Genomic DNA, 20,440 nt, shown 5'->3' with positions numbered 1-20,440 from the left:
ACGGCCGTTCTCGTCTAAGGAGTTCCCCATGCGTGTTCTGGGCGAGCGCTACCGCCTCGAACAACGCATCGGTGTGGGCGGGATGTCCGAAGTGTGGCGTGGGCACGACAACGTGCTGGACCGGCCGGTCGCGGTCAAGCTGATCGCGCCGCACCTGGCCGAGGCGGAGGCCGTGGTCGAGCAGGTGCGCACCGAGGCGCGCTCGGCCGCACGGCTCGCCCACCCGAACGTGGCCAGCGTGCACGACTTCGGCATGTCCTCGGTGCTGCCCGGGCAGCCCGCGCCGTACATCGTGATGGAGCTGGTCGAGGGCGAGACGCTCGCCGACCACCTGCGCGCCGGCCCGCTCGACTGGCAGATCGCGGTGCGCGTCTGCGCCGAGGTGGCGGCCGCGCTGGCCGCCGCGCACGTGCACGGCATCGTGCACCGGGACATCAAGCCGGCCAACATCATCCTCACGCCGGCCGGCGTGAAGGTGCTCGACTTCGGCATCGCGGCGCTCGTCGGTGAACCGGACTCCGGCCTGGACGGCACGATCGTCGGCACGCCCGCGTTCGTCGCCCCCGAGCGCCTGGAGGCCGACACGGTCACGCCGGCCACCCCGGCCGCGGACGTCTACGCGCTCGGCGTGCTCCTCTACCTCTGCCTGGCCCGCCGCCTCCCGTGGACCCCGTCCGACCTGCCCGGCGTACCGCCGAACGCGATCCCACCGGGCGTCGAGGCGGCCCCGCTGCCGCCGGTCCCCGGCCTCCCCGACGAGGTCGCCGCGCTCTGCCTGCAGTGCATATCGCGTGACCCGGCGGAACGCCCGACCAGCTTCGCGGTCGCGCTGCTGCTCGCCGAGGCGGTCGACGCGCAGGTCTACGTGCCGCTGACCGGCGTCGCCCCACTGGTCCGCGAGGTCGCGCCCGGCACGGCGTGGGAGGACCAGGCCACCGACGTCTTCGAGGCACCGGGCCGCCACCGAGCGGATCCCTGACCACCGCCATCACCCGGCCCGCTCACCGCGGGCGGCGGCGGGACGACGGTTGGCCCCGGCGACGAGGCGGGGGCGGCCGGGAGCCGCCCCCACCCCGACGTCACGGGTTGATGGTGATCCGGAGCGGCGTCGTGTTCCGGATGTCCTGCGCGTTGCCGGCCAGCCGCAGGTTGTTGAACGTGACCGCGCCGACCGCCGGCCCCTGGTTCGGCTCGGGCAGCTCGTTCGCCCAGACGCCGAAGCCGGACTTGGCGTCGAACGCGTCGCCGGACTTCCGCGCACCGGTGATCGAGACGTTGGTGAACACGGTGTCGGTGATCGGGTTCACCGGCCGCCCCGCGGCGTCGTACTGGGTCTGGAACATGATCCCGCTGTACGTCGGGTCGACGATGTCCAGGTTGCTCACCCGGATGCCCTGGAACACCTTCGACGCGGAGAAGAGCCACATCGCGGGGAACGTCTGCGCTCCCCAGAAGTGGCCGCCGGACCGGACGATCGAGATGTTCTCGAACCGGGTCGGCGGGTCCGCGCCGAACCCGTTCATCGGATACCCGAAGTCCAGCGAGCTGATCGTGACGCCGGAATAGACCAGCGTGTCCGCGATGTAGATGTTGCGGAACGTGTTCGCGTAGCCGCCGTAGACCGCGACGCCCGCGGCCCGCCAGGTCAGCGTGCTGGTCAGGTTCTCGTAGACGTTGTCCCGCTCGTCCGCGCCACCCGCGTCGATCGCGGAGAACAGCGCGAAACTGTCGTCGCCGGTGGCCCGCGCGTCGTTGTTGGACACCAGGTTGCCGGTGCTGCCGTTGGTCATGTTCACGCCGTCCGCGAACGTGTTCCGGATCCGCGAGTTCCTGATGACCATGTTGTCCGTGTTGGCGCCCCAGTAGAGGCACACCATGTGCTCGACCCAGATGTTGTCGATCGTCTGGTTCGCCAGGTTGGCGAAGTCGAACACCTTGCCGGGCCCGTCGATCCGCGACGTGTAGTTGCCGAAGTAGGCGAACCCGGAGAAGACCGACCCGTTCGCGCTCGCCTCGGACCGGAACCCGATGTCCGTGTTCTCCTGCCCGGCCGGCGCCTGGAAGCGGGTGAACCACGGGCCGGCGCCGATCACCCGTACCGCCTTGCCGTAGACCTGGAACTTCGAGCCGGTCTGGTAGTCGCCCGCCGGCAGGTAGACGCCGGCCAGAGCGGCGTCCTGCCGGGCCCGGTCGAGCGCGTCCTGCACGGCCTGGTGGGTGAAGCCGGCCGGCACCGCGTACCGGGCCGGGTCCGGGTTCGGCGCGGCGGCGACCTGCTCCAGGTTCACGAAGTCGATCGCGAACGGCCCGCTGTTCGCCGCGTCCTTCTGCAGCCGGATCGTGGCGCCGGCCGGGACGGTCGTGCCGAGCAGCACGTTCGCCTCGTCGTAGATGTGCCGCGGCGGGCCGGACGACGGGTTGTTGTTCGGCGCGGCCTCGTCGCCGTAGAGCCAGGCGAACCGCGAGGTCAGCGAGATCGCCTTGAGGAACGCGCCGTTGACGTAGATGTTCAGCGTGGAGTTGCTGCCGTCCGGGATGGAGAACCGGGTGACCAGCGTGTTCGTGCTGGCCCGGGTGGTCCACTGGACGTACGCGCCGGTGCTGTTCAGCGTGACCGCGCGCCGCCCGGACGCCTCACCGGCCAGGTCGCCGACCGTGCGGTTCGGGCCGACCGGCACCGCGCCGCCGCCGATCTGGCCGTCCTCCGCCTCGTACACGGCATAGGGCATGTTCGCGCCCCGCCCGACGAACAGCGGCGTCTCGCTGGTGTTGTTCGCACGCTTCGCCGCGAGCTCGTTGGCGTCGTCCGCGAGCACCACGCGGACCGTGAACCGGCCGTTGGCCGCGGCCCACGTCCCGAGCGACACCGGTGCCGTGGTGGCGCCGGCGGCGATCACCCCGTTCGACGAGCCGCTGAGGGTACGTACGACCGCACCGGCCTCGTTCAGCAGCGTCAGCGTGATCCCGTGCGCGCCGGCCGCGGACGCGATCGTGCCCTGGTTCCTGATCGCGACCGTGAACGTGGCCGTGGTGCCGGCCGACGGGTTCGACGGCGACCAGCTCACCGGCGACGCGACCAGGTCCGAGCTGGGTTCCGGTTCCGGGTCCGGCACGACGGTGCCGGCAACCTGCAGCTCCGCGACCTGCGCGCCGGTGGCACCGGTATTGGAGGTGAACCGCAGTTGCACCTCCGTCACCGTGGCCGCGACGCCGATGGTGACGGTGTTGCCGGTCGCCGGGTCGAACGTGCGGTTCGCCGCGCCGGCCAGGCCGGTGAACCCGGTCGCGTCCGGCGCGCGCCCGAGCACCTGGATGTTCTGCACCCGGGTGGACCACGCCGGGTCCGGGTTGAGCCGGACGGTCACGGACGTGACGGACGCGGTGCGGCCGAGCGCGACGGTCAGCGTGGCCGGATACGCACCGGCCGCGCTCTCCCAGTAGGTCGCGGTGTTCCCGTCCGTCGCGTTGGCCGCCACGAACGAGTGGACGGTCGACGAGCCGGTCGTGGGCCGGCCGAGCGCCAGGTTCGGCTCCGCCGGGTTCGTGGTCTGCTCGCCCCACACCTCCAGCGTGGACAGTTGCGCGGCCGGCCAGCCGGTGTTCGCGGTGATGCTCAGCCGCAGGTGGCGGACCGTGGCGGAGAGCGGGACGGTGACCGTGTTGCCGCCGCCCGGGTCGAACGTGCGCCCGGCCGCGGCCGCGAGCGTGGCGCCGGTCGCGCCGTCCTGCACCGCGATCGTCTGGGTACGGGCCGCCCAGCCGGCGGGCAGCCGCAGCACCGCGCGGGTGACGGCCGAGGCCGCCCCCAGGTCCACCTGGATCCACTGCGGCCAGGCGTTGTTCGTGCTCTCCCAGTAGGTGGCCGGGTCGCCGTCGCCGGCGTTGGTGGCGGTGTAGGAGCCGTTCCCGCTGCTCGCGGTGAACGTCTTGGCGCGGGCCAGGTCGGCGGGGGCCGCGCCGGCCGGGGCGGACTGGACGGTGAGGACGGTCGAGGTGAGCGTGACGGCGGCGGCCAGCAGCGTGGCCAGTCGTTGTCTCATGGCGGTCCTTCGGTGGAGAAGGGCGACATCCGGGCAGCCTGCGTCAATATTCCGCTCAGAAGTCGGCCATGAGACAGGCAGTCGTACGGATTTTGCAGTCGACTGCGCTAAATGTTGCAGACACGCTACGGGGGCGTCAACGATCGACGTCCATGCGTACGCAAGATGCCGCTTTTATCCGCAAAGGCCGGTGTCGTTCTCCCCGATCGGCCGGAAACCGGCGCGCACCCGCCACCGCACCGGCGGCACGTCGTTGGAGGCGTTGTACCGACGCCTCTGCCCGCGGCCCGGCGGGTCACACCGACCGGCGACGTCGAGGCACCGTTCGGCGCACATCGACGCGGGCCGTTAGCCCTATCGGGGTAGCCCGGACAGCCGGACCGCACGCTTGAGCGCTCAATGTTCCGGCACGGACAACGGATTTCCGGCGCCGCCGCGATCCGGCAGATTCTTCATCAGCGCCACGGCGGCGCGCGAGTCATGACTCCCGGAGCCCGCCGGGCACCGTCGGCCAGCGGCGGCGCCCGGCGGGCCGCCAAGAGGACACGAAGGACCGGCACCATGCACCAGTTCCCGCCCGCCCGCAGGCACCGCCGACGCGTCGTCAACCGGTGCCGGCCGGGGGGCCGCGCGGCGCGGCGGGACACACGGCGGCCACCGGGCGCGCCGGCACAGTGAGCTACCGGTAGGGGCGGGCGAAGGGCTGGGGAGACACCCGTCCGCCCCTACCGGTGACGGACCCGAAAGGTGAGCGCATGCGGACCCTCTACCGCTGGCGCTGGGTGGCGATGTCGGTGGCGGCGTTGGCGACGACCGCCCTGATCGGCGGGCTGTCCGTGCGAGCGGACGCGACGACGGCGGAGAAACCGGTGGCGCCCGCGGGCGACGCGGAGACACTCCGGTTCCGGCTGCGCAGCGAGCCGGTCGAGGCGCCGGCGCCGGGCACCACCACGCCGCTGCGCATCCGGCTGACGAACCCGCACGACGACCGGGTGCGGATCGACGCGCTGACCGGCCACGTGCTGACGGTGTCCCGGCCGGACTGTCACCCGGGCACGTCGGACCTGACCGTCGGGCCGCACGGCGGGCCGCCCCGGCTGCCGTTCACGCTCGGTCCCGGCGAGACCGCCGACGCCGGGACGATCCCGGTGTTCGTGCCGCTCGCGGTGTCCGCCGCCTGCCGCACCGCCACCTACCAGTTCCTGATCATCGGTACGGGAGTTCGCCTGCCGATCCCGGACTCCGCTTGAGAATTTTTCGACGATCGCGCTTTTCCGCGATAAAATTCCCGCGACGCGTACCGGTGCCCACGCTCTGTTACCGCCGACACTCCCGACCCCGGGTGTGCCGGTCAGCTCCGGCGGTACGCCGAATCGGCTCCCCGCCCGGCGGGGAGCCGATTTTATGCTGGAGCCCATGAATTGGGACGATCTTCTGGACCGGGCCGCCCGGCTGGCGAGCGGCGGGACGCGCCGCATCCTGGGCATCGCGGGTCCGCCCGGCGCCGGGAAGTCGACCGTCGCCGCGCGCCTCGCAGCCGCGCTCACCGACGCGGGCGCGGCCGTCACGGTCGTACCGATGGACGGTTTCCACCTCGCCGACGCGGAACTGCACCGGCTCGGCCGGCACGCGCGCAAGGGTGCGCCGGACACGTTCGACGGTGCCGGGTTCGTCGCGCTGCTGCACCGGCTGCGCTCCGAGACCGGCGGCGTGGTCTACGCACCGGTGTTCCGCCGCGAGATCGAGGAACCGGTCGCCGGTGCCGTCCCGGTGCCGCCGGAGACCCGGCTGGTCATCACGGAGGGCAACTACCTGCTGGTGCCGGACGGCGTCTGGGCCGACGTGCGCGGACTGCTGGACGAGGCCTGGTACCTGGATCTGGACGAGCCGGAACGGCTGCGCCGGCTGGTGGCCCGGCACATGGCGTTCGGCCGGGACGAGGCGGAGGCGCGGGCGCGGGCGCTCGGCAGCGACCAGTCCAACGCGGAACTGATCGCCACCACCAAGGGCCGCGCCGATCTCATCGTTCCCCTGACATGACACCGTCGCTATTGCACTGATCCGTGGTCCGGGCGGACGATATGCGCTCACACCTATCGGCTGATAGACCAGAATCCGACACGAGACCGGATCCGGAGGTTGGCAGGCCCGTGACCGCCCGTCGCATGATGGCCGCCCACGCCGCGGTGATGGTCGTGCTCGGCGGCGCCGTCTTCACCCCGCTGCCGGACTCGCTGGTCTTCGCGCTGATCGGTCTCGTCACGATCGGCACGATCGTCGCCGGCGTGCGGATGAACGGGCCGCTGCGCCGCGCGCCGTGGTGGTGGCTGGCCGCGGCCGCCGGCGTGATGGCGCTCGGCGACACGTTCTACAGCCAGCACGCGCAGGGCGCCCGGCTGATCGTGTCCGAGGTGGCCTACCTGGCGATGTTCCCGCTGATCGTGGTCGGCCTGATCCAGCTCACCCGGCCGAGCGGGCTGCTCCGGGACCGGTCCCGGCTGATCGACTGGCTCACGTTCGGCGCCTCGGTCGCGCTGCTCGCCTGGGTGCTGCTGCTCGGCCCGGCGCTGCGCACCGACGGCGGCGACGTCACCAGCGCGGCCACCCACTCGCTCGGCTGCCTGTTCCTGCTGCTGGCCACCGTCGGCGTCACCATCGACACCCGGCTCAGCGCGTCCGTCACGCTGCTCGCCGTCGGCGCCGGCGGCCTGCTCTTCGGCGACGTGGCCTGGCTGGTGCTCGACCTGCGCTACGGCGGCTGGCCGGACGGCAGCCCGTTCGAGCTGGCCTACCTGCTCTTCTACACCGCCTGGGGCCAGGCCGCGCTGCATCCGTCGATGTCCAGGCTGACCTCGCCGCCCTCGGCCGACCCCGGTGAGCTGCGGCTGGTGTGGAAGGTCCTGCTCGGCGTCTCCGTGCTGATCCCGCCGGGCGTGCTGCTGGCCGAGACGCTGCGCGGCGAGGTCGTCGACGGCGCGATGATCGCCGCGCTGGCCACCGTGATCTACGGCGCGGTCTTCGCCCGGCTGTTCGACGCGGTGGAGAAGCACCGGCGGCTCCTCGGCCGCGAACGGCACCTGCGGGAGATCTGCGGCGCGCTGGTCGCCGCCGCCGGCCCCGACGAGGTCGAAGGCGCGATCCGGGGCGCGATCAGCGCGCTGCTCAACGACGCCACCCACCGGATCGTGCTGTCCGTGCACCGCGCCGACGGCAAGCCCGCGGCCGCCAGCAGCGTCTGGGGGCCCGGGATGCCCACGCCGTACCCGCTGCCCACGCCGGCCGCGGCCCGGCGCACCCGCCTGCTGCGCACCCACACGCTGCACCCCGCGCTCGCCGACCAGCTCGGCAACCTCCCCGGCACGCTGGTCTGCCCGCTGGTCCTGGACGACACCACGATCGGCCCGCCCCGGGTCGGCGCGCTCTTCGTCGCCGCCGACACACACGTGCTGCGCGGTCTCCAGGACAGCATCGAGGTGGTCGCGGTCCAGGCCACCCTCGCCCTGGAGCGGATCTTCCTGACCGACGAGATGACCCGGCGCGAGTCCGACCAGTACGTCTCCGCCGTCGTCCAGAACACCAGCGACGTGGTCCTGATCGTCGACGAGGCCGACCGCATCCGCTACTGCTCCCCGTCCCTGGCCACCGTGCTCGGCGTCCGGCCCCGCGCCTTCGGCACGCTCGCCGACCTGGTCCAGCCGGACGACCGCCCGCAGGTGACCAGGACGTTCGAGCTGGCCCGGGGCTCGGGCAGCGCGGAGGGCGTCCGCGAGGAGTGGAGCCTCCTGCGCGACGACGGCAGCCGCATCGTGCTGGACGTGAGCTGCCGGGATCTGCGCGCGGACCGGCTGGTGCGGGGCTACGTGCTGACGTTGTGCGACGCCGCCGGCCGGCACCGCAAGGAGCAGGCGCTGATCCAGCGAGCACTGCTGGACTCGGCTCCGGGCAAGAACCGGCGCTCCGTCACCAATCGGTTCAAGTAGCGCCTGGATCGCGGTCGTGAGCGGCCGCCGCGTGCGACTGCTTGATCTAGAGCCGACTCTAGTTCATAGCGTTGCCGATGTGCCCGCCGGAAAGACCGGCGGAGAACACATCATGAGGTCTGACGACGATGACTTTTGTCCAGAATCCTGAGGTCGCCGCCGCGCTCGCGGACCTGATGGGAGACGCCGTGCCGCAGCCGGCGACGACCCCGCACGAGATCCGCGCCGCCGTGGCCGCCACCTACCCGGTCCTGACCGCGCGGCTGCCGGTCCAGCCCGTGACCGAGCGGACGTTCACCGCCACCACCGCCGACGGCGGCGAGCTGCGGCTCGGCTGGTTCGCCCCGGCGGACCGTGCCGGGAACCCGTCGGCCGCGGTCGTGCACGCCCACGGCGGCGGCATGATCGCCGGATCCGTCGAGACGCTCGCGCCCTTCGTGCGCGAGTACGTCGGCGCCAGCGGCGTCCCGTTCCTCTCGGTCGAGTACCGCCTCGCACCCGAGTCGACCGGCACCACGCTCGCCGAGGACGTCTACACCGGCCTGACGTGGCTCCACGAGCACGCGGCCGAGCTGGGTGTCGACCCCGCCCGGATCGCGCTGATGGGTGAGAGCGCCGGTGCCGGCCTGGCCGCCGGAGCGGCCATCCTCGCCCGGGACAACGGCGTCGCGGTGGCGCGGCAGATCCTCGTCTACCCGATGCTCGACGACTCGAACGTCGACCCCGACCCGTTTCTCGACGGCATCGCCACCTGGTCCTACCGCGACAACCGCCTCGGCTGGGACGCGCTCCTCGGCGAACGGCGCGGTGGCGCGGACGTCCCCGCCGTCGCCGCGCCCGCCCGCCTCACCGACTTCACCGGAATCGCGCCCGCCTACCTGGAGGTCGGCGCGCTCGACATCTTCCGCGACGAGACCATCGCGTACGCGTGTGGGCTGCTCGCCGCGGGCATCGATGCCGAGCTGCACGTGCTGCCGGGCCTCGTGCACGGCTGGGACCACTACGCGATCGGCAGCACGATCCGCACCCGCGTGATGCGGTTCCGCATCGACGCGATCACATCCCTCTGACCGACGAGCACGGAGAACACGCGATGAGCGACACCACCGACCTGCACGAGATCTACCGCGACTACATCGAGGCCATCAACAACCGCGAGTTCGACCGCATGCACGAGTTCGCCCACGAACGGCTCACCTTCAACGGCGAGCCGGTGTCGCGGGACGAGTACGTCGCGACGATGAAGGCCCACCTGGCCGCGGTGCGGGACTTCACGTGGCGTCTCGACGACCTCGTCGTCGAGGACGACCGCGTCGCGGCGCGCCTCACCGACACGGGCGTGCCCGTCACCGAGTGGCTCGGGCTCCAGCCCACCGGCCGGAGTGTCGAGTTCACCGAATACGCCTTCTACCACTTCACGGACGGCCGCTTCGACGACATGTGGTACCTCCTGGACGTCCAGCGCATCCAGGATCAGCTGGGCGCCTGACCGGCTGCCGCCGGAGTGCGAGCCGGCCGGGGTCGGGGCGCTCCCCCGGCCCCGGCCGTCCGCTTCGATACGGGGCCTAGGACAGCCGCCGCACCGCTTCGTCGACACGCGCATCCGACGCGGTCAGCGCGACCCGGACGTGCTTCACGCCCGCCGGCCCGTAGAACGCCCCCGGCGCGACCAGGATCCCGCGCTCCGCGAGCCAGCCGACCGTCTCCCAGCAGTCCTCGTCCCGCGTCGACCACAGGTACAGGCCCGCCTCGGAGTGCTCGACCCGGAAGCCGGCCGCGGTCAGGGCCGCGCGGAGCCGCTCCCGACGGTCCGCGTACCGGGCGCGCTGCTCGGTCACGTGCTGCTCGTCGCCGAGTGCCGCGGTCATCGCGTCCTGCACCGGCTCCGGCACGATCATGCCGGCGTGTTTGCGCACGGCCAGGATCTCGGACACGATCGCCGGGTCGCCGCCCAGGAAGCCACCCCGGTAACCGGCCAGGTTGGAGCGCTTGGACAGCGAGTGCACCGCCAGGATGCCCGTGTAACTGTCACCGCGCACCTCGGGTGCGAGCACGGAGACCGGCTCCGCCTCCCAGCCCAGCGGCAGGTAGCACTCGTCGCTGGCCACGATCGCGCCGCGCTCGCGCGCCCAGTCGACCACCTTGCGCAGGTGCGCGGCCGGAAGCACCCGGCCGGTCGGGTTGGACGGCGAGTTGATCCAGACGAGCCGGACCCGTTCCGGGCCGAGCGCGGTGAGTGAGTCGGACCGGACCGCCCGGGCACCGGCGAGCGTGACGCCCACCTCGTACGTCGGGTAGCCGATCTCCGGGATCACCACGGTGTCGCCGGGGCCGATGCCGAGCAGCGTGGGCAGCCACCCGACCAGCTCCTTCGAGCCGATCGTGGGCAGCACGCCGAGGCCGGGCAGGTCGGCGCCGCAGGTGGCCGCGAACCACGCCGTGATGGCGGCCCGCAGGTGCGGGTTGCCGGCGGTCAGCGGGTAGCCGGGCGCGTTCGACCCCGCGGCCAGCGCATCGCGCACGACCGCGGGGACCGGGTCGACCGGCGTGCCGATCGACAGGTCGACGAGCCCACCGGGATGGGCGGACGCCGTCGCCTTCGCCGGGACGAGCTGGTCCCAGGGAAAGTCCGGCAGTCGCGCCGCGAGGCCGGTCAGTGGCCCTCGCCGCGCGGCGCCTGGCCGGCGACGAACGGGTCGTCCTTGTCGATCTTGCCGACCTTCGAGGCGCCGCCGGGCGAGCCGAGGTCCTCGAAGAAGCTGTAGTTCGCCGAGGTGTAGTTCTTCCACTGGTCCGGCACGTCGTCCTCGTAGAAGATCGCCTCGACCGGGCAGACCGGCTCGCACGCACCGCAGTCGACGCACTCGTCCGGGTGGATGTAGAGCATGCGGTTGCCCTCGTAGATGCAGTCGACCGGGCACTCCTCGATGCACGCCTTGTCCAGAACATCGACGCAGGGCTCGGCGATGATGTAGGTCACGGGTCTCTCCTCCGATGCAACGCCGCTCGCTTCACAACCCACGGCGCATAAGAGCCTAGTATCTCGCCGGGGAGGGGGTCGATCGTGCTCCGTAGGCAGGATGTGGGACACCGGGTCGTAGTGCGGCGAATTGTCGGTTCCCGCGGCGGACGGACGCTCTTTTCGGACTCCCTCGGCGAACTGGTCGCGCTGAGCGAGACCGATCTCACGATCGCGACCTCGGCCGGCACCGTCCGCGTGCCGCTGGACGAGGTGCACCGGGCGAAACGGGTGCCGCCGACCCGGCGCCCGACGGCCGCCGACGTGATCGCGTCCGAGATCGCCGCGAACGAGGCCTGGCCCGCGCCGGTGCAGGAATACCAGGGCGGCTGGCTGCTCCGCGCGGCCGGCGGCTGGACCGGGCGGGCCAACAGCGCGATCCCGATCGGCGACCCGGACCGGCCGCTGGCCGCGGCCGTCGACGCGGTCGAGGCCTGGTACCACGCGCACGGGCTGCCGCCGCGGATGAACGTCCCGCTGCCGCTGGCCGCGCCGGTGAACGCGGAACTGGACGCGCGCGGCTGGGCGACCGCGCCGCTCACGCTGTTCCAGACCACACAGGTCGCCGCGATCCTGGAGGCGACGCCGGACCGGCACGACCTTCCGGCGGTACGGGTGCGGGACCGGATGACCGAGGAGTGGCTCGCGGTCGCGGCCGCCCGCAAGGGCACGCCGCCCGAGGTCGCCCGGCACATGCTGACCGCGGTGCCGGAGATCGCGTTCCTGGAGGTGTACGGCGACGACGGCACCCCGATCGGGATCACCCGCGCCACGGTGACCGGCGGTGGCGAGTGGCTCGGCGTGTCCCTGGTCGACGTGCTGCCGGAGCACCGGCGCCGCGGGCTCGGCTCGCACCTGGTGCGCGCGGCCGCGCTGTGGGGCCGGGAGGTCGGCGCGCGGCGGGCGTTCCTCCAGGTCGAGGAGCACAACGCGAGCGCGGTCGCGCTCTACGCCCGCCTCGGCTTCAGCACTCACCACACCTACCTGACCCGAACCGCCCCCGCCTGACCCTCGCTCGCCTCCGGGGCACCCCCGGGCTCACCCGGCCACGATCCGCGCGTCCGGGGACACCCCGGGACACCCGCCCGCCGCGATCCCGCGCGTCCGGGGCACCCGGGAACCCGCCCACCGCGACCCCGCCCGTCCGGGGCACCCGGGAACCCGCCCACCGCGACCCCGCGCCTGAGTGATCAATCAGGTGTGCGAAAGGTAGATCGTCCGGCGAAGTGGATCTATTTTTTGCACACCTGATTGATCACTCAGGGAGGGCGGCGTCCGCGCGCGGACGTTATGTCACGATATTTCGGGCACGCGGGACCGGCTCCCGGGACGCACGCGGGACCCCGCGCGGCGGCGAGTTCCCGGGTCGCGGCAGGGGCGCGGCGACCCGGGAATCGCGGATCGTGGTGACCGGCGGCGGAACCGGCTCCGCCGCGGCGTCCGGAGCGGAGCGCCGGCGGAGTCGGAGGACACCGCGCGGTTGGCCCGCGGGAGCACGCGGATCGCACCGGGCCGGAAGCGGGAAGATCGCTTTTCGCACGTGACCGCGCGACGCCGGGACGTGCCCGGCCGCCGGATGCTCCCCGGACGCGATCGGCGGATCTCCGCCGGCCTGCGACGTGGTTCCCTAGCGCCGGACCGTGCTGCGCCGGGTCTTCGTCGGGCGGGCGGCCGCCAGCCGGTTCTCCTCGTAGCGCTTGAGGGACTGGGAGCGGTGGTCCCAGCCGAGGACCATCAGCACGAGGTAGCCGAGGACCGCGCCGCCGACGGTGAAGCCGAGGTAGAGCCAGATCTGGGCGAAGAACGCGCCGGCCCCGTTCCGGAACGGCGAGTCGCCGCTGATGAACGGGCCCACCAGGACGGTCAGCAGCATCGCGGCGGTCACCAACGCGACCAGGTCGCCGCTCCACGAGTCGAGCGGGCGGGCGCGGCCCCAGCGGAACGCGAGCACCGCGGTGATCAGGCCGATCACGACGAACATGACGGTCGAGACCGTGTCCTGCGCGCTCAGGTCGTCGTCGAACGCGAACCGCCCGACGAGCCGGGCCACCACGTTGACCAGAAACAGCACACCGGCGAGCACGCCAACCGGCAGCCAGCGGTTCCTCATCGTGACGCTCCCCTCCCCTGCCCGCAGACGATGCGCGGGCGGGACTCATAGGTCCAGCTGAACTTCTCGCGACCGGCTTCCTCGCCGTCCTTGCGGAAGATACGCCACGCTTCTTGGGAGAACCCTCGGGAGCCCGGCTCGAATTCACAGTCCGGTCCGGGGTCGCGGTACTCGACCGCCGGTTCGGTGACGGCGGTGCGCGGGCCGTACTCGGTGTCGATCCGGTCGAACACCCGGGTGCCCCAGAGCGTGACCGTGATCGTCCGGCTGGACACGCGCACGTCGGCCAGCACGCCGTGCCCGGTGTCGTTGCGGACGCGAAGGTCCTGGCCGGGCCCCGCGGTCGCCTCCAGCACGGCCGGCAGATACTCCCGGTAGGTCGCGTGCGGGTGGTGCTCGACGATCTCCAGCCCGGCCAGGTAGGCGGCCTGGAACACGGTCGCGGCCAGCTGCGGGCTCGCCCCGTCGCCCGCGAGCGCGCGCAGCGAGACCGTGTCGCCCGGCTTGACCAGTGCGGTCACCGGCCGGTCCGGCACCGGCTCCGGGCCGTACGAGGTGTACGTGGCGATCGGCTGCGTGATGCCGAGCCGCTTCACCTCCTCGGTGGTCATCGCGGGCCGGGTCTCGGTGAACGTCGCGGTCACCGTGCGCTCGCCGGTCTTCGGGAGCACGGCGAGCAGGTCGCGGGCGAGTGCGGCGACGTCCACGGTGCGGCCGGTGACGCTCTCGGTGACCCGCGGCCAGCCGCCGTCCACGTCGACCGACGCGTCCCGGACCGGCGTCTCCAGCCCGGCCAGCACCGGCGCGAGACCGTCCCGCAGCCGCCGCTCGTCGATCCGCGGGGTGAGCGGGTCGCCGTCGAAGACCAGGCTCCGCGCGATCACCTCGGGCGCTATGTCGAACGCGCCCGCGTGGACCGGTGCCGCGGTCGCGGGTACCGCGAGGCCGTCGAGCAGCCGGTCGACGTCCGCGCGGGTGGTGGCCGGCGTGGTCTCGGTGAGCGCGACGCGCGCCACGTCCCGGCGCGCCCAGGCCTCGGTGACCGCGACCGCGGCGGCGTGCGGGTCGATGCCGCGCCCCGGCTCCGGGTAGACCGCGGTCGGCGTGGTGCCGTCGTAGGTGATCGCGCCGGGCGTGCCGGGCGTGGCGAGCCTCGCCCGGACCGCGGCCGCGTGCAGCACGTCGTGCAGCCTCGCCTCGTCGACCGTGACCACCGGCGGCACGTCCGCGACGCCGAGCAGCCGCCCGTTGCGGGTCGCGGACGCGATCGTGGCCGGCACGTCGACGGCCAGCCCGATCGCGGCCGGGTCGACCTTGACGATCTCGGTGCCGGCCAGCGAGACCGTGAACGGCTCGGTCAGCCGGCGTGCGCCGCCGAGGTCCGCGCGCAGCCGCTCACCGGCCTCCGCGCTGGTCAGGCCGCCGAGCTCGACGCCGAGCACGCGGGTGCCGCGCGGCACGTCGCCCCGGCCGGCCCAGGCCACGCCGGCGCCGCCGGCGAGCACCGCGACGACCAGCACACCGGCCATCGCGACCGGCCAGCGGCGGCGGGCCGCGGTTTCCTCGGCCGGGTGGGGGACGTCCGGCATCGCGGTGGGGGCGAACCCGGCGATGCGGGCGAACCGCACGGTCGGGGCGTCGTCCTCGGAGGGAGGGGGAACGGTCACGGTCGGCACCTCGGAAGCAGTGGATCAGCCGGAGCCATCCTGCCCGCGAGTTATGACGAACGGATAACGTTTCCCCTGCTCAGGAGCGGTGCGGCGGAAGAATCGCGCGGTATGCGACGACCGCGAACGCCATCGAGCCGGTGAAGATCGTGGCGAGTCCGACCCAGTTGTTCCCGGCCAGCAGAATGTCCCCTTCGCTGGTGCTGCCGGCCGCGACCATCAGCACGGCGAACCAGGCGACGGCCGGCAGCGCCATCGCCCACTTCGCGCCGATGGTCCGCAGCGCGAACCGGGCCAGCGCCACGTTCGCCACCACCGCGCCGAGCGCGGACGCGCCGATCAGGACGCCGCCGACGCGCAGCGGCGTGAAGAAGACCTCCAGTATCGCGGTCACCACCGCGGCCAGCACCACCAGCACCCCGCCGGTTATCCGCAGCGTGAGGTCGGTGACGGTGATGCCCTTCGCCTCCGGCAGCGGCTCCAGCCACTCCGGGTCGATCTCCAGCGCCGGGACCCGGTGCGGGTACGGCGAGGGGGGCGGTGCACTCACCTCGACAGCGCTCCGACGGGCAGCTCGGCGTCGATCCCGGCGAACAGGTCGCTCTCCCAGCCGTGCGGCCCGTCGCCGGGGCCGCGCTCGCCGTACGCCAGCGTGTAGAACTCGACGCCCATGAACTCGCCGCCGAAGTTGCCCGCGATCGAGTAGAGCCAGGAGTCCAGCGGGATCTGGCTGGCGTGCGCCTTCATCGCCGCGACCTTGGCGTCCGCGGAGTCGGTCGCGTCGATCCGGGCCGCGATCTCCTCGTCGGAGGAGCCGAACGGCAGCTCGTCCGGCACGTCGACGCCGGAGAACGGGTTGCCGGTGGTCGCGCCGAACTGCTCGATGCCGGCCGCGAGCACGCTACGCGGCGTGGCCTGGAAGTAGATCTTGTCGGGCCCGAAGCCCTCCGCGCGGGCCAGCTCGCAGGCGCGCATGGTGACCCGGTGCGCCTGGATGTGGTCCGGGTGGCCGTAGAAGCCGTTGTCGTCGTAGGTGACCACCACCTGCGGCCGGGTCTCGCGCATGATCTCGACCAGGTAGCCGGCCGCGGTGTCCAGGTCTGCCTGCCAGAACGCGCGCGGCGCGGAGTTGGTGGCCAGGCCCATCATCCCGGAGTCGCGGTAGCGCCCGGCGCCGCCGAGGAACCGCCGGTCGGTCACGCCCAGCGCGGCGCAGGCCGCGTTCAGCTCCGCCACGCGGTAGCCGCCGAGCTGGTCGGCCGCGTCCGCCGCCAGCCCGATCAGCTCGGGCAGGTGGATCTCGCCCTCCTCGCCGAGCGTGCAGGTCACCAGCGTCACCTGGGCGCCGGCGGCCGCGTAGTGGGCCATCGTGGCGCCGGTCCCGATGGACTCGTCGTCGGGATGGGCATGCACCAGCAGGAGGCGGCGGGCCGCGCTGTGCGTCGTCACCCGTGACACTTTACGCGGGGCCCCGGCCACCGGAGAAACAGCCCAAAAGCGCGGTTTCTGGAGGATGATCTGACAGTGGACTACCCAGGACTAGCCGCTCGCACCCGCCGGTTCACCAACGGAAGCCCGCTCTCGGTCAGCGTCGCGGGCGACGGCGGCCGGGTGGTCTTCATCCGTTCGAGCGGTCCCGAGGACCCGGCCGGCTGCCTGTGGATGCTGGACGCGTCGACCGGCACGGAACGGCTGGTCGCGGAGCCGGTCGAGCTGACCGGCGACCGGCACGAGGGCATCACGTCGTACGCGCTGGACCGCAACGGGCACATCGCGGCGTTCACCATCGCCGGGCGGCTGTTCCGCGCCGACCTGATCAACGGCGACGTGGTCGAGGTGGCCACGTCCGGTCCGGCGGTGGACCCGCGCCCGGACCCGGCCGGCGAGCGGATCGCGTACCTGACCGCGCACCCCGGGCTGACCCCGCGCGGCGAGCCGACCGCCACGACCGCGCTGCACATCGTGGAGCCGGACGGCACCGACGTGATGCTCGCCGGCGAGCGGGACAGCAACGGCACGGTCGCCTGGGGTTCGATCGACTACCTGGCCGGTGAGGCGTTCGACCGGGGTCGCGGCTACTGGTGGTCGCCGGACGGGCGAACCGTGCTGGCCGCGCGGGTGGACACGTCCCGGCTGCCCCGGCTCTACCTGCACGACCCGGTGGACCCGGGCGAGCCGGCGCCGAGCCTGGCCTACCCGCGCGCCGGCGGGCCGAACCCGCAGGTCAGCCTGCACCTGCTGGACCTCGACGGCGGCTGGGTGGACGTGCACTGGGACCGGGAGACGTACCCGTACCTGGTCTCGGTGCGCTGGGCGGACGGCGGCCCACTGATCGCGGTGCTGCGCCGGCTGCAGCAGCACGGCCTGGTGCTCTCCGTCGACCCGCGCACCGGCGAGACGCAGGTCCACGCGGAGCTGACCGACCCGCGCTGGGTCGAGCCGATCGAGGGCACGCCCTGCCACCTGCCGGACGGCCGGGTGCTGGTCGGCGGCGAACTGGCCCACGACGGGTACGACGCCCGCTGTCTCTTCGCGGACGGCAGCCTGCTCACGCCGCCCTCGCTCTACGTGCGCCGGGTGGTCGGCCCGGTCGCCGGCGGCGCACCGGACCTGCTGGTCGAGGGCACCGACGGCGAACCCTCGGAGCAGCACGTCTACCGGATCCGGGGCGCGCTCGGCGCCGGCGGCATGGAGGCGAAGCGGCTCACCCCCGAGCCCGGCTGGCACGTCGCCGCCGCGGCCGGCGGGCTGGTCGTGATCGGCCGGCTGTCGCTGGACCACGCCGGCACGCAGTGGACGGTCTGGCGTGGCGAGACCCGCGTCGGCGGGCTGACCTCGCTCGCGTCGCCGCCGCCGTTCGCGCCCCGCCCCGCGCTGTCCCGGGTCACCGACCGCCGGCTGCCGGCCGCGGTGCTCTACCCGCGGCAGCACGCGGGCGGCCGGCTGCCGGTGCTGCTGGACGTCTACGGCGGGCCCGGCCGGCAGGAGGTGCTGGCCGCCCGCGCCTGGTGGCTGGAGCGGCAGTGGTGGGCGGACGCCGGCTTCGCGGTCGTCACGGTGGACAACCGGGGCACGCCCGGCATCGCGCCCAGCTTCGAGAAGGTGGTGCACCGGCGGCTGGCCGACATCGCGCTGGCCGACCAGGTCGACGCGCTGCAGGCGCTCGGCGAGAAGCACCCGGACCTGGACCTGCACCGGGTCGCGGTCCGCGGCTGGGCGCTCGGCGGCTGGCTGGCCGCGCTCGCGGTGCTGCGCCGCCCGGACGTCTTCACCTGCGGCGTCGCCCGCACGCCGCTGACCGACTGGTCGCTGCACAACACCGCGTTCACCGAGCGGTACCTGGGGATGCCGGACGACGAGGTGTACGCGCGGCACAACCTGGTGGAGATCGCGGCCGAACCGCCGGCGCGGCCGTCGGAGGCGCGGCCGCTGCTGCTGGTGCACGGCATGGCGGACGACTCGATCATCGCGGCGCACACGCTGCGGCTCTCCGCGGCGATGGTGGCGGCCGGCCGCCCGCACGCGGTGCTGCCGCTGTCCGGGGTGGCCCGGCTGGCGGCGGACGGCGTGGTGGAGGGCCTGCTGCCGCTGGAGCTCGACTTCGTCCGCCGGCACATCTGACGGCCCGTTCCCGCCGGCGGCGGATCAGGACCATGACATCCCGCTGCCCGCTTCCGGCGTGGGGACGTTCCGAGTGCTCCCGCGGGCACCGGTCGTCGCCGGCGCTCCTCCCTGCCGGTTCCGCGGTGGTCCCGGCGAACGAACCCGGCGCTCGTCGCATGCGCGACGCGCGGAGGGCTGGGGCTCCTGGCGTACCGGTGCTGTACTGGGACGCGTGACGGATTCATCTCGGTCAGAGACCTCAGCGACGCCCGCGCCCGGTTCGCCGGCCTCGCCGGAGCCGTCGGCCGCCGAATCGCCGTCGGGCGCGGCTTTCCCGTCCGGCACGCCGTCGTCACCCGGCGGGTCGCCGTCTTCGTCCGGCGGGTCTTCGTCCGGTCGGTCGCCGTCGTCTTCGTCCGGCGGGTCGTCGCCGTCTTCGTCCGGCGGGTCGCCGTCGGCGGGTGGGGCGGCGGGTGCCGGGGCGGCGCCGAAGCGGCGCGGGCTCGACCGGCGTGGCTGGACGCTGGTCGTGGCCGGCGCGCTGGCGCTGATCCTGCTGCTGATCTGCGGCGGCCTGCTCGCGGCCGTCGCGGCCGTGCGCGGCGCGCTCAGCGAGACCCGGCACGACCGGGCCGTGGCGGCGGAGGCGCGCGGTGACGTGGACGCCGCCTGCCTCGACCTGGAGCAGCGGCTCAATCGCCTGACGCCGCCGGGGGCCACGAACGGCCCGGCCGCCCGCGCGAAGGCGATCCGCGACGAGAACGTGGCGGCCCGGCCGTTCCTGCTCGAGCTGGACCGGCTGCGCGAGGCCCGGCCCGGCCACGACGAGGAATACCTGGAGCAGTCCTGGTCGGACGGCTGGCGGCAGGTGATCGACGCGCGGGCGAGTTACGCGGACGCGCTGGACCGGGCGGCCGACGGCGGCGATCCCGCGTTCTACCTGGCCCCGCGCGACGAGGACGCGGACCCGGTGGCGGACCAGCTGATCGAGGACGGCCCGGCCGGGTGCGACGGTCCGCTGCGCCGGCTGACCGACCCATCGCTGTAGCTCGATGCAAGATCAACCGTCCATCTTGATCAGTGACCTTGGACACATTGTCCCGCAACCGGCCGGCAGGGGTTTCGTAGCCGCCCCGTAACACTCAGACTCCCTTGCGGATGGTCTGCGTCACACACGGCGTAACGTGTGTCACAGACGAGCGCGCGTTCACCGCATCAGGGGAGCCTGAATGACGTCGACGGCGACGAGGCCGGGCCGGGCCGCGATCACGGCCAGGACGCTCCGCACCGATCGGTGGTGGCTGCCACCGCTGATCACGTTCGTGGGCCTGGGCGCCTGGGTCACCTACGCCACGGTTCGGGTGTTCCTGCACGACAACTACTGGGTCGAGGCGTACCAGTACCTCACGCCGTTCTACTCGCCGTGCGTGACCGAGCGGTGCGTCGAGGAGGCGGCCCACTTCGGTCGCTTCCTGCCCGGCTGGTGGGTCATCCCGGACGCCGCGATGACCCTGCCGTTCCTGCTGCTCTTCCGGTTGACCTGCTACTACTACCGGAAGGCGTACTACCGGGCGTTCTGGCTCTCGCCGCCGGCCTGCGCGGTCCCGGACGGGCACCGGCGGTACACCGGTGAGACGCGCTTCCCGCTGATCTTCCAGAACGTGCACCGGTACGCGTTCTACGCCGCCGCGATCATCTCCGTGATCAACACGTACGACGCCGCGCTGGCCCAGGCCACCGGCCTCGGTCTGGGCAACGTGATCCTCTGGGTCAACGTGATCATGCTGTGGGCGTACACGTTGTCCTGCCACTCCTGCCGGCACATCGCGGGCGGGCGGCTCAAGCACTTCTCGAAGCATCCGATCCGATACCGCTTCTGGACGTTCGTGTCCGCGCTGAACGTCCGGCACATGCAGCTCGCCTGGATCACGCTCGGCACGCTCGCGCTGACCGACTTCTACATCATGGCGCTGGCCGCCGGCTGGTTCTCCGACCTGCGCATCATCAACTGAGGGCCGATC

The 20,440-nt window shown here is 73.0% G+C and carries 17 protein-coding genes; 10 read left to right on the top strand and 7 right to left on the bottom strand.

What is annotated here, in order from left to right; translation table 11 throughout:
* Positions 1-28: 28 nt before the first annotated feature.
* On the top strand, positions 29-979 hold the full coding sequence (locus J2S44_RS23190) for a serine/threonine-protein kinase (protein ID WP_310417703.1): 951 nt from the start codon (positions 29-31) through the stop codon (positions 977-979).
* Between the two features lie 100 nt (positions 980-1,079).
* Here J2S44_RS23190 and J2S44_RS23185 read toward each other — a convergent pair whose 3' ends face one another.
* Positions 1,080-4,040: a galactose-binding domain-containing protein gene (locus tag J2S44_RS23185; RefSeq protein WP_310417700.1), complete on the bottom strand. Its 2,961-nt coding sequence runs from the start codon at positions 4,038-4,040 to the stop codon at positions 1,080-1,082.
* A 755-nt stretch (positions 4,041-4,795) separates the two neighbouring features.
* Between J2S44_RS23185 and J2S44_RS23180 the strand changes: the two genes are divergently transcribed.
* From J2S44_RS23180 to J2S44_RS23160, 5 genes are all read left to right on the top strand, one after another.
* Positions 4,796-5,290, top strand: coding sequence for a hypothetical protein (locus J2S44_RS23180; protein WP_310417697.1), 495 nt, complete (start codon positions 4,796-4,798; stop codon positions 5,288-5,290).
* Positions 5,291-5,456: 166 nt separating this feature from the next.
* The gene (locus J2S44_RS23175; protein WP_310417694.1) at positions 5,457-6,080 is read left to right on the top strand and encodes a nucleoside/nucleotide kinase family protein; all 624 of its coding nucleotides are present in this window, start codon (positions 5,457-5,459) and stop codon (positions 6,078-6,080) included.
* Between the two features lie 110 nt (positions 6,081-6,190).
* Positions 6,191-8,020: a PAS domain S-box protein gene (locus J2S44_RS23170; RefSeq protein WP_310417691.1), complete on the top strand. Its 1,830-nt coding sequence runs from the start codon at positions 6,191-6,193 to the stop codon at positions 8,018-8,020.
* A 128-nt stretch (positions 8,021-8,148) separates the two neighbouring features.
* Positions 8,149-9,090: an alpha/beta hydrolase fold domain-containing protein gene (locus J2S44_RS23165; RefSeq protein WP_310417687.1), complete on the top strand. Its 942-nt coding sequence runs from the start codon at positions 8,149-8,151 to the stop codon at positions 9,088-9,090.
* A gap of 23 nt (positions 9,091-9,113) precedes the next feature.
* Positions 9,114-9,509 (top strand): ester cyclase, encoded by a 396-nt coding sequence (locus J2S44_RS23160; RefSeq protein ID WP_310417684.1) that lies wholly within the window; start codon positions 9,114-9,116, stop codon positions 9,507-9,509.
* Positions 9,510-9,585: 76 nt separating this feature from the next.
* Here J2S44_RS23160 and dapC read toward each other — a convergent pair whose 3' ends face one another.
* Together dapC and fdxA are read right to left on the bottom strand one after the other, a co-directional pair.
* Positions 9,586-10,677, bottom strand: coding sequence for a succinyldiaminopimelate transaminase (gene dapC / locus J2S44_RS23155; RefSeq protein WP_310429868.1), 1,092 nt, complete (start codon positions 10,675-10,677; stop codon positions 9,586-9,588).
* Complete coding sequence (gene fdxA, locus J2S44_RS23150) at positions 10,674-11,000, bottom strand: ferredoxin (RefSeq protein WP_306835075.1); 327 nt, start codon at positions 10,998-11,000, stop codon at positions 10,674-10,676. The genes dapC and fdxA overlap by 4 nt, the downstream gene beginning before the upstream one ends.
* A gap of 84 nt (positions 11,001-11,084) precedes the next feature.
* On the opposite strand from fdxA, the gene J2S44_RS23145 reads away from it, so the two are divergent.
* Entirely contained in the window at positions 11,085-12,047 is a 963-nt protein-coding gene (locus J2S44_RS23145; protein ID WP_310417682.1) for a GNAT family N-acetyltransferase, read from the top strand.
* Positions 12,048-12,666: 619 nt separating this feature from the next.
* Here J2S44_RS23145 and J2S44_RS23140 read toward each other — a convergent pair.
* The 4 genes from J2S44_RS23140 to mshB all read right to left on the bottom strand — a co-directional run bounded on the left by J2S44_RS23140 (position 12,667) and on the right by mshB (position 16,274).
* Positions 12,667-13,149 carry a hypothetical protein gene (locus J2S44_RS23140; protein ID WP_310417679.1) on the bottom strand — a complete coding sequence of 161 codons (483 nt, stop codon included), beginning with the start codon at positions 13,147-13,149 and terminating at the stop codon, positions 12,667-12,669.
* Positions 13,146-14,816 carry a VanW family protein gene (locus J2S44_RS23135; protein ID WP_310417675.1) on the bottom strand — a complete coding sequence of 557 codons (1,671 nt, stop codon included), beginning with the start codon at positions 14,814-14,816 and terminating at the stop codon, positions 13,146-13,148. The genes J2S44_RS23140 and J2S44_RS23135 overlap by 4 nt, the downstream gene beginning before the upstream one ends.
* A gap of 79 nt (positions 14,817-14,895) precedes the next feature.
* Complete coding sequence (locus tag J2S44_RS23130; RefSeq protein WP_310417672.1) at positions 14,896-15,366, bottom strand: hypothetical protein; 471 nt, start codon at positions 15,364-15,366, stop codon at positions 14,896-14,898.
* Positions 15,363-16,274, bottom strand: a complete 912-nt coding sequence (mshB, locus tag J2S44_RS23125; protein ID WP_310417669.1) for an N-acetyl-1-D-myo-inositol-2-amino-2-deoxy-alpha-D-glucopyranoside deacetylase — start codon at positions 16,272-16,274, stop codon at positions 15,363-15,365. The genes J2S44_RS23130 and mshB overlap by 4 nt, the downstream gene beginning before the upstream one ends.
* 66 nt (positions 16,275-16,340) lie before the next feature.
* Between mshB and J2S44_RS23120 the strand changes: the two genes are divergently transcribed.
* The 3 genes from J2S44_RS23120 to sdhC all read left to right on the top strand — a co-directional run bounded on the left by J2S44_RS23120 (position 16,341) and on the right by sdhC (position 20,431).
* Positions 16,341-18,437, top strand: a complete 2,097-nt coding sequence (locus J2S44_RS23120; RefSeq protein WP_310417666.1) for a S9 family peptidase — start codon at positions 16,341-16,343, stop codon at positions 18,435-18,437.
* Positions 18,438-18,948: 511 nt separating this feature from the next.
* Complete coding sequence (locus tag J2S44_RS23115) at positions 18,949-19,467, top strand: hypothetical protein (RefSeq protein WP_310417663.1); 519 nt, start codon at positions 18,949-18,951, stop codon at positions 19,465-19,467.
* A 181-nt stretch (positions 19,468-19,648) separates the two neighbouring features.
* Positions 19,649-20,431 (top strand): succinate dehydrogenase subunit SdhC, encoded by a 783-nt coding sequence (gene sdhC / locus J2S44_RS23110; protein WP_310417660.1) that lies wholly within the window; start codon positions 19,649-19,651, stop codon positions 20,429-20,431.
* Positions 20,432-20,440: the final 9 nt, after the last annotated feature.

It is taken from the genome of Catenuloplanes niger (assembly GCF_031458255.1).
GTDB classification, from domain to species: domain Bacteria; phylum Actinomycetota; class Actinomycetes; order Mycobacteriales; family Micromonosporaceae; genus Catenuloplanes; species Catenuloplanes niger.
Note: the sequence above shows the minus strand (reverse complement) of the source record. Positions and strands in the feature narration are given on the sequence as shown.

What these genes read in the sequence shown, in the direction of transcription:
- J2S44_RS23180 (WP_310417697.1), top strand. Translation starts at nt 4,796, where the DNA reads ATGCGGACCCTCTACCGCTGGCGCTGGGTGGCGATGTCGGTGGCGGCG.
- J2S44_RS23140 (WP_310417679.1), bottom strand. Translation starts at nt 13,149, where the DNA reads ATGAGGAACCGCTGGCTGCCGGTTGGCGTGCTCGCCGGTGTGCTGTTT.
- sdhC (WP_310417660.1), top strand. Translation starts at nt 19,649, where the DNA reads ATGACGTCGACGGCGACGAGGCCGGGCCGGGCCGCGATCACGGCCAGG.
- J2S44_RS23165 (WP_310417687.1), top strand. Translation starts at nt 8,149, where the DNA reads ATGACTTTTGTCCAGAATCCTGAGGTCGCCGCCGCGCTCGCGGACCTG.
- J2S44_RS23175 (WP_310417694.1), top strand. Translation starts at nt 5,457, where the DNA reads ATGAATTGGGACGATCTTCTGGACCGGGCCGCCCGGCTGGCGAGCGGC.
- J2S44_RS23160 (WP_310417684.1), top strand. Translation starts at nt 9,114, where the DNA reads ATGAGCGACACCACCGACCTGCACGAGATCTACCGCGACTACATCGAG.
- J2S44_RS23190 (WP_310417703.1), top strand. Translation starts at nt 29, where the DNA reads ATGCGTGTTCTGGGCGAGCGCTACCGCCTCGAACAACGCATCGGTGTG.
- J2S44_RS23185 (WP_310417700.1), bottom strand. Translation starts at nt 4,040, where the DNA reads ATGAGACAACGACTGGCCACGCTGCTGGCCGCCGCCGTCACGCTCACC.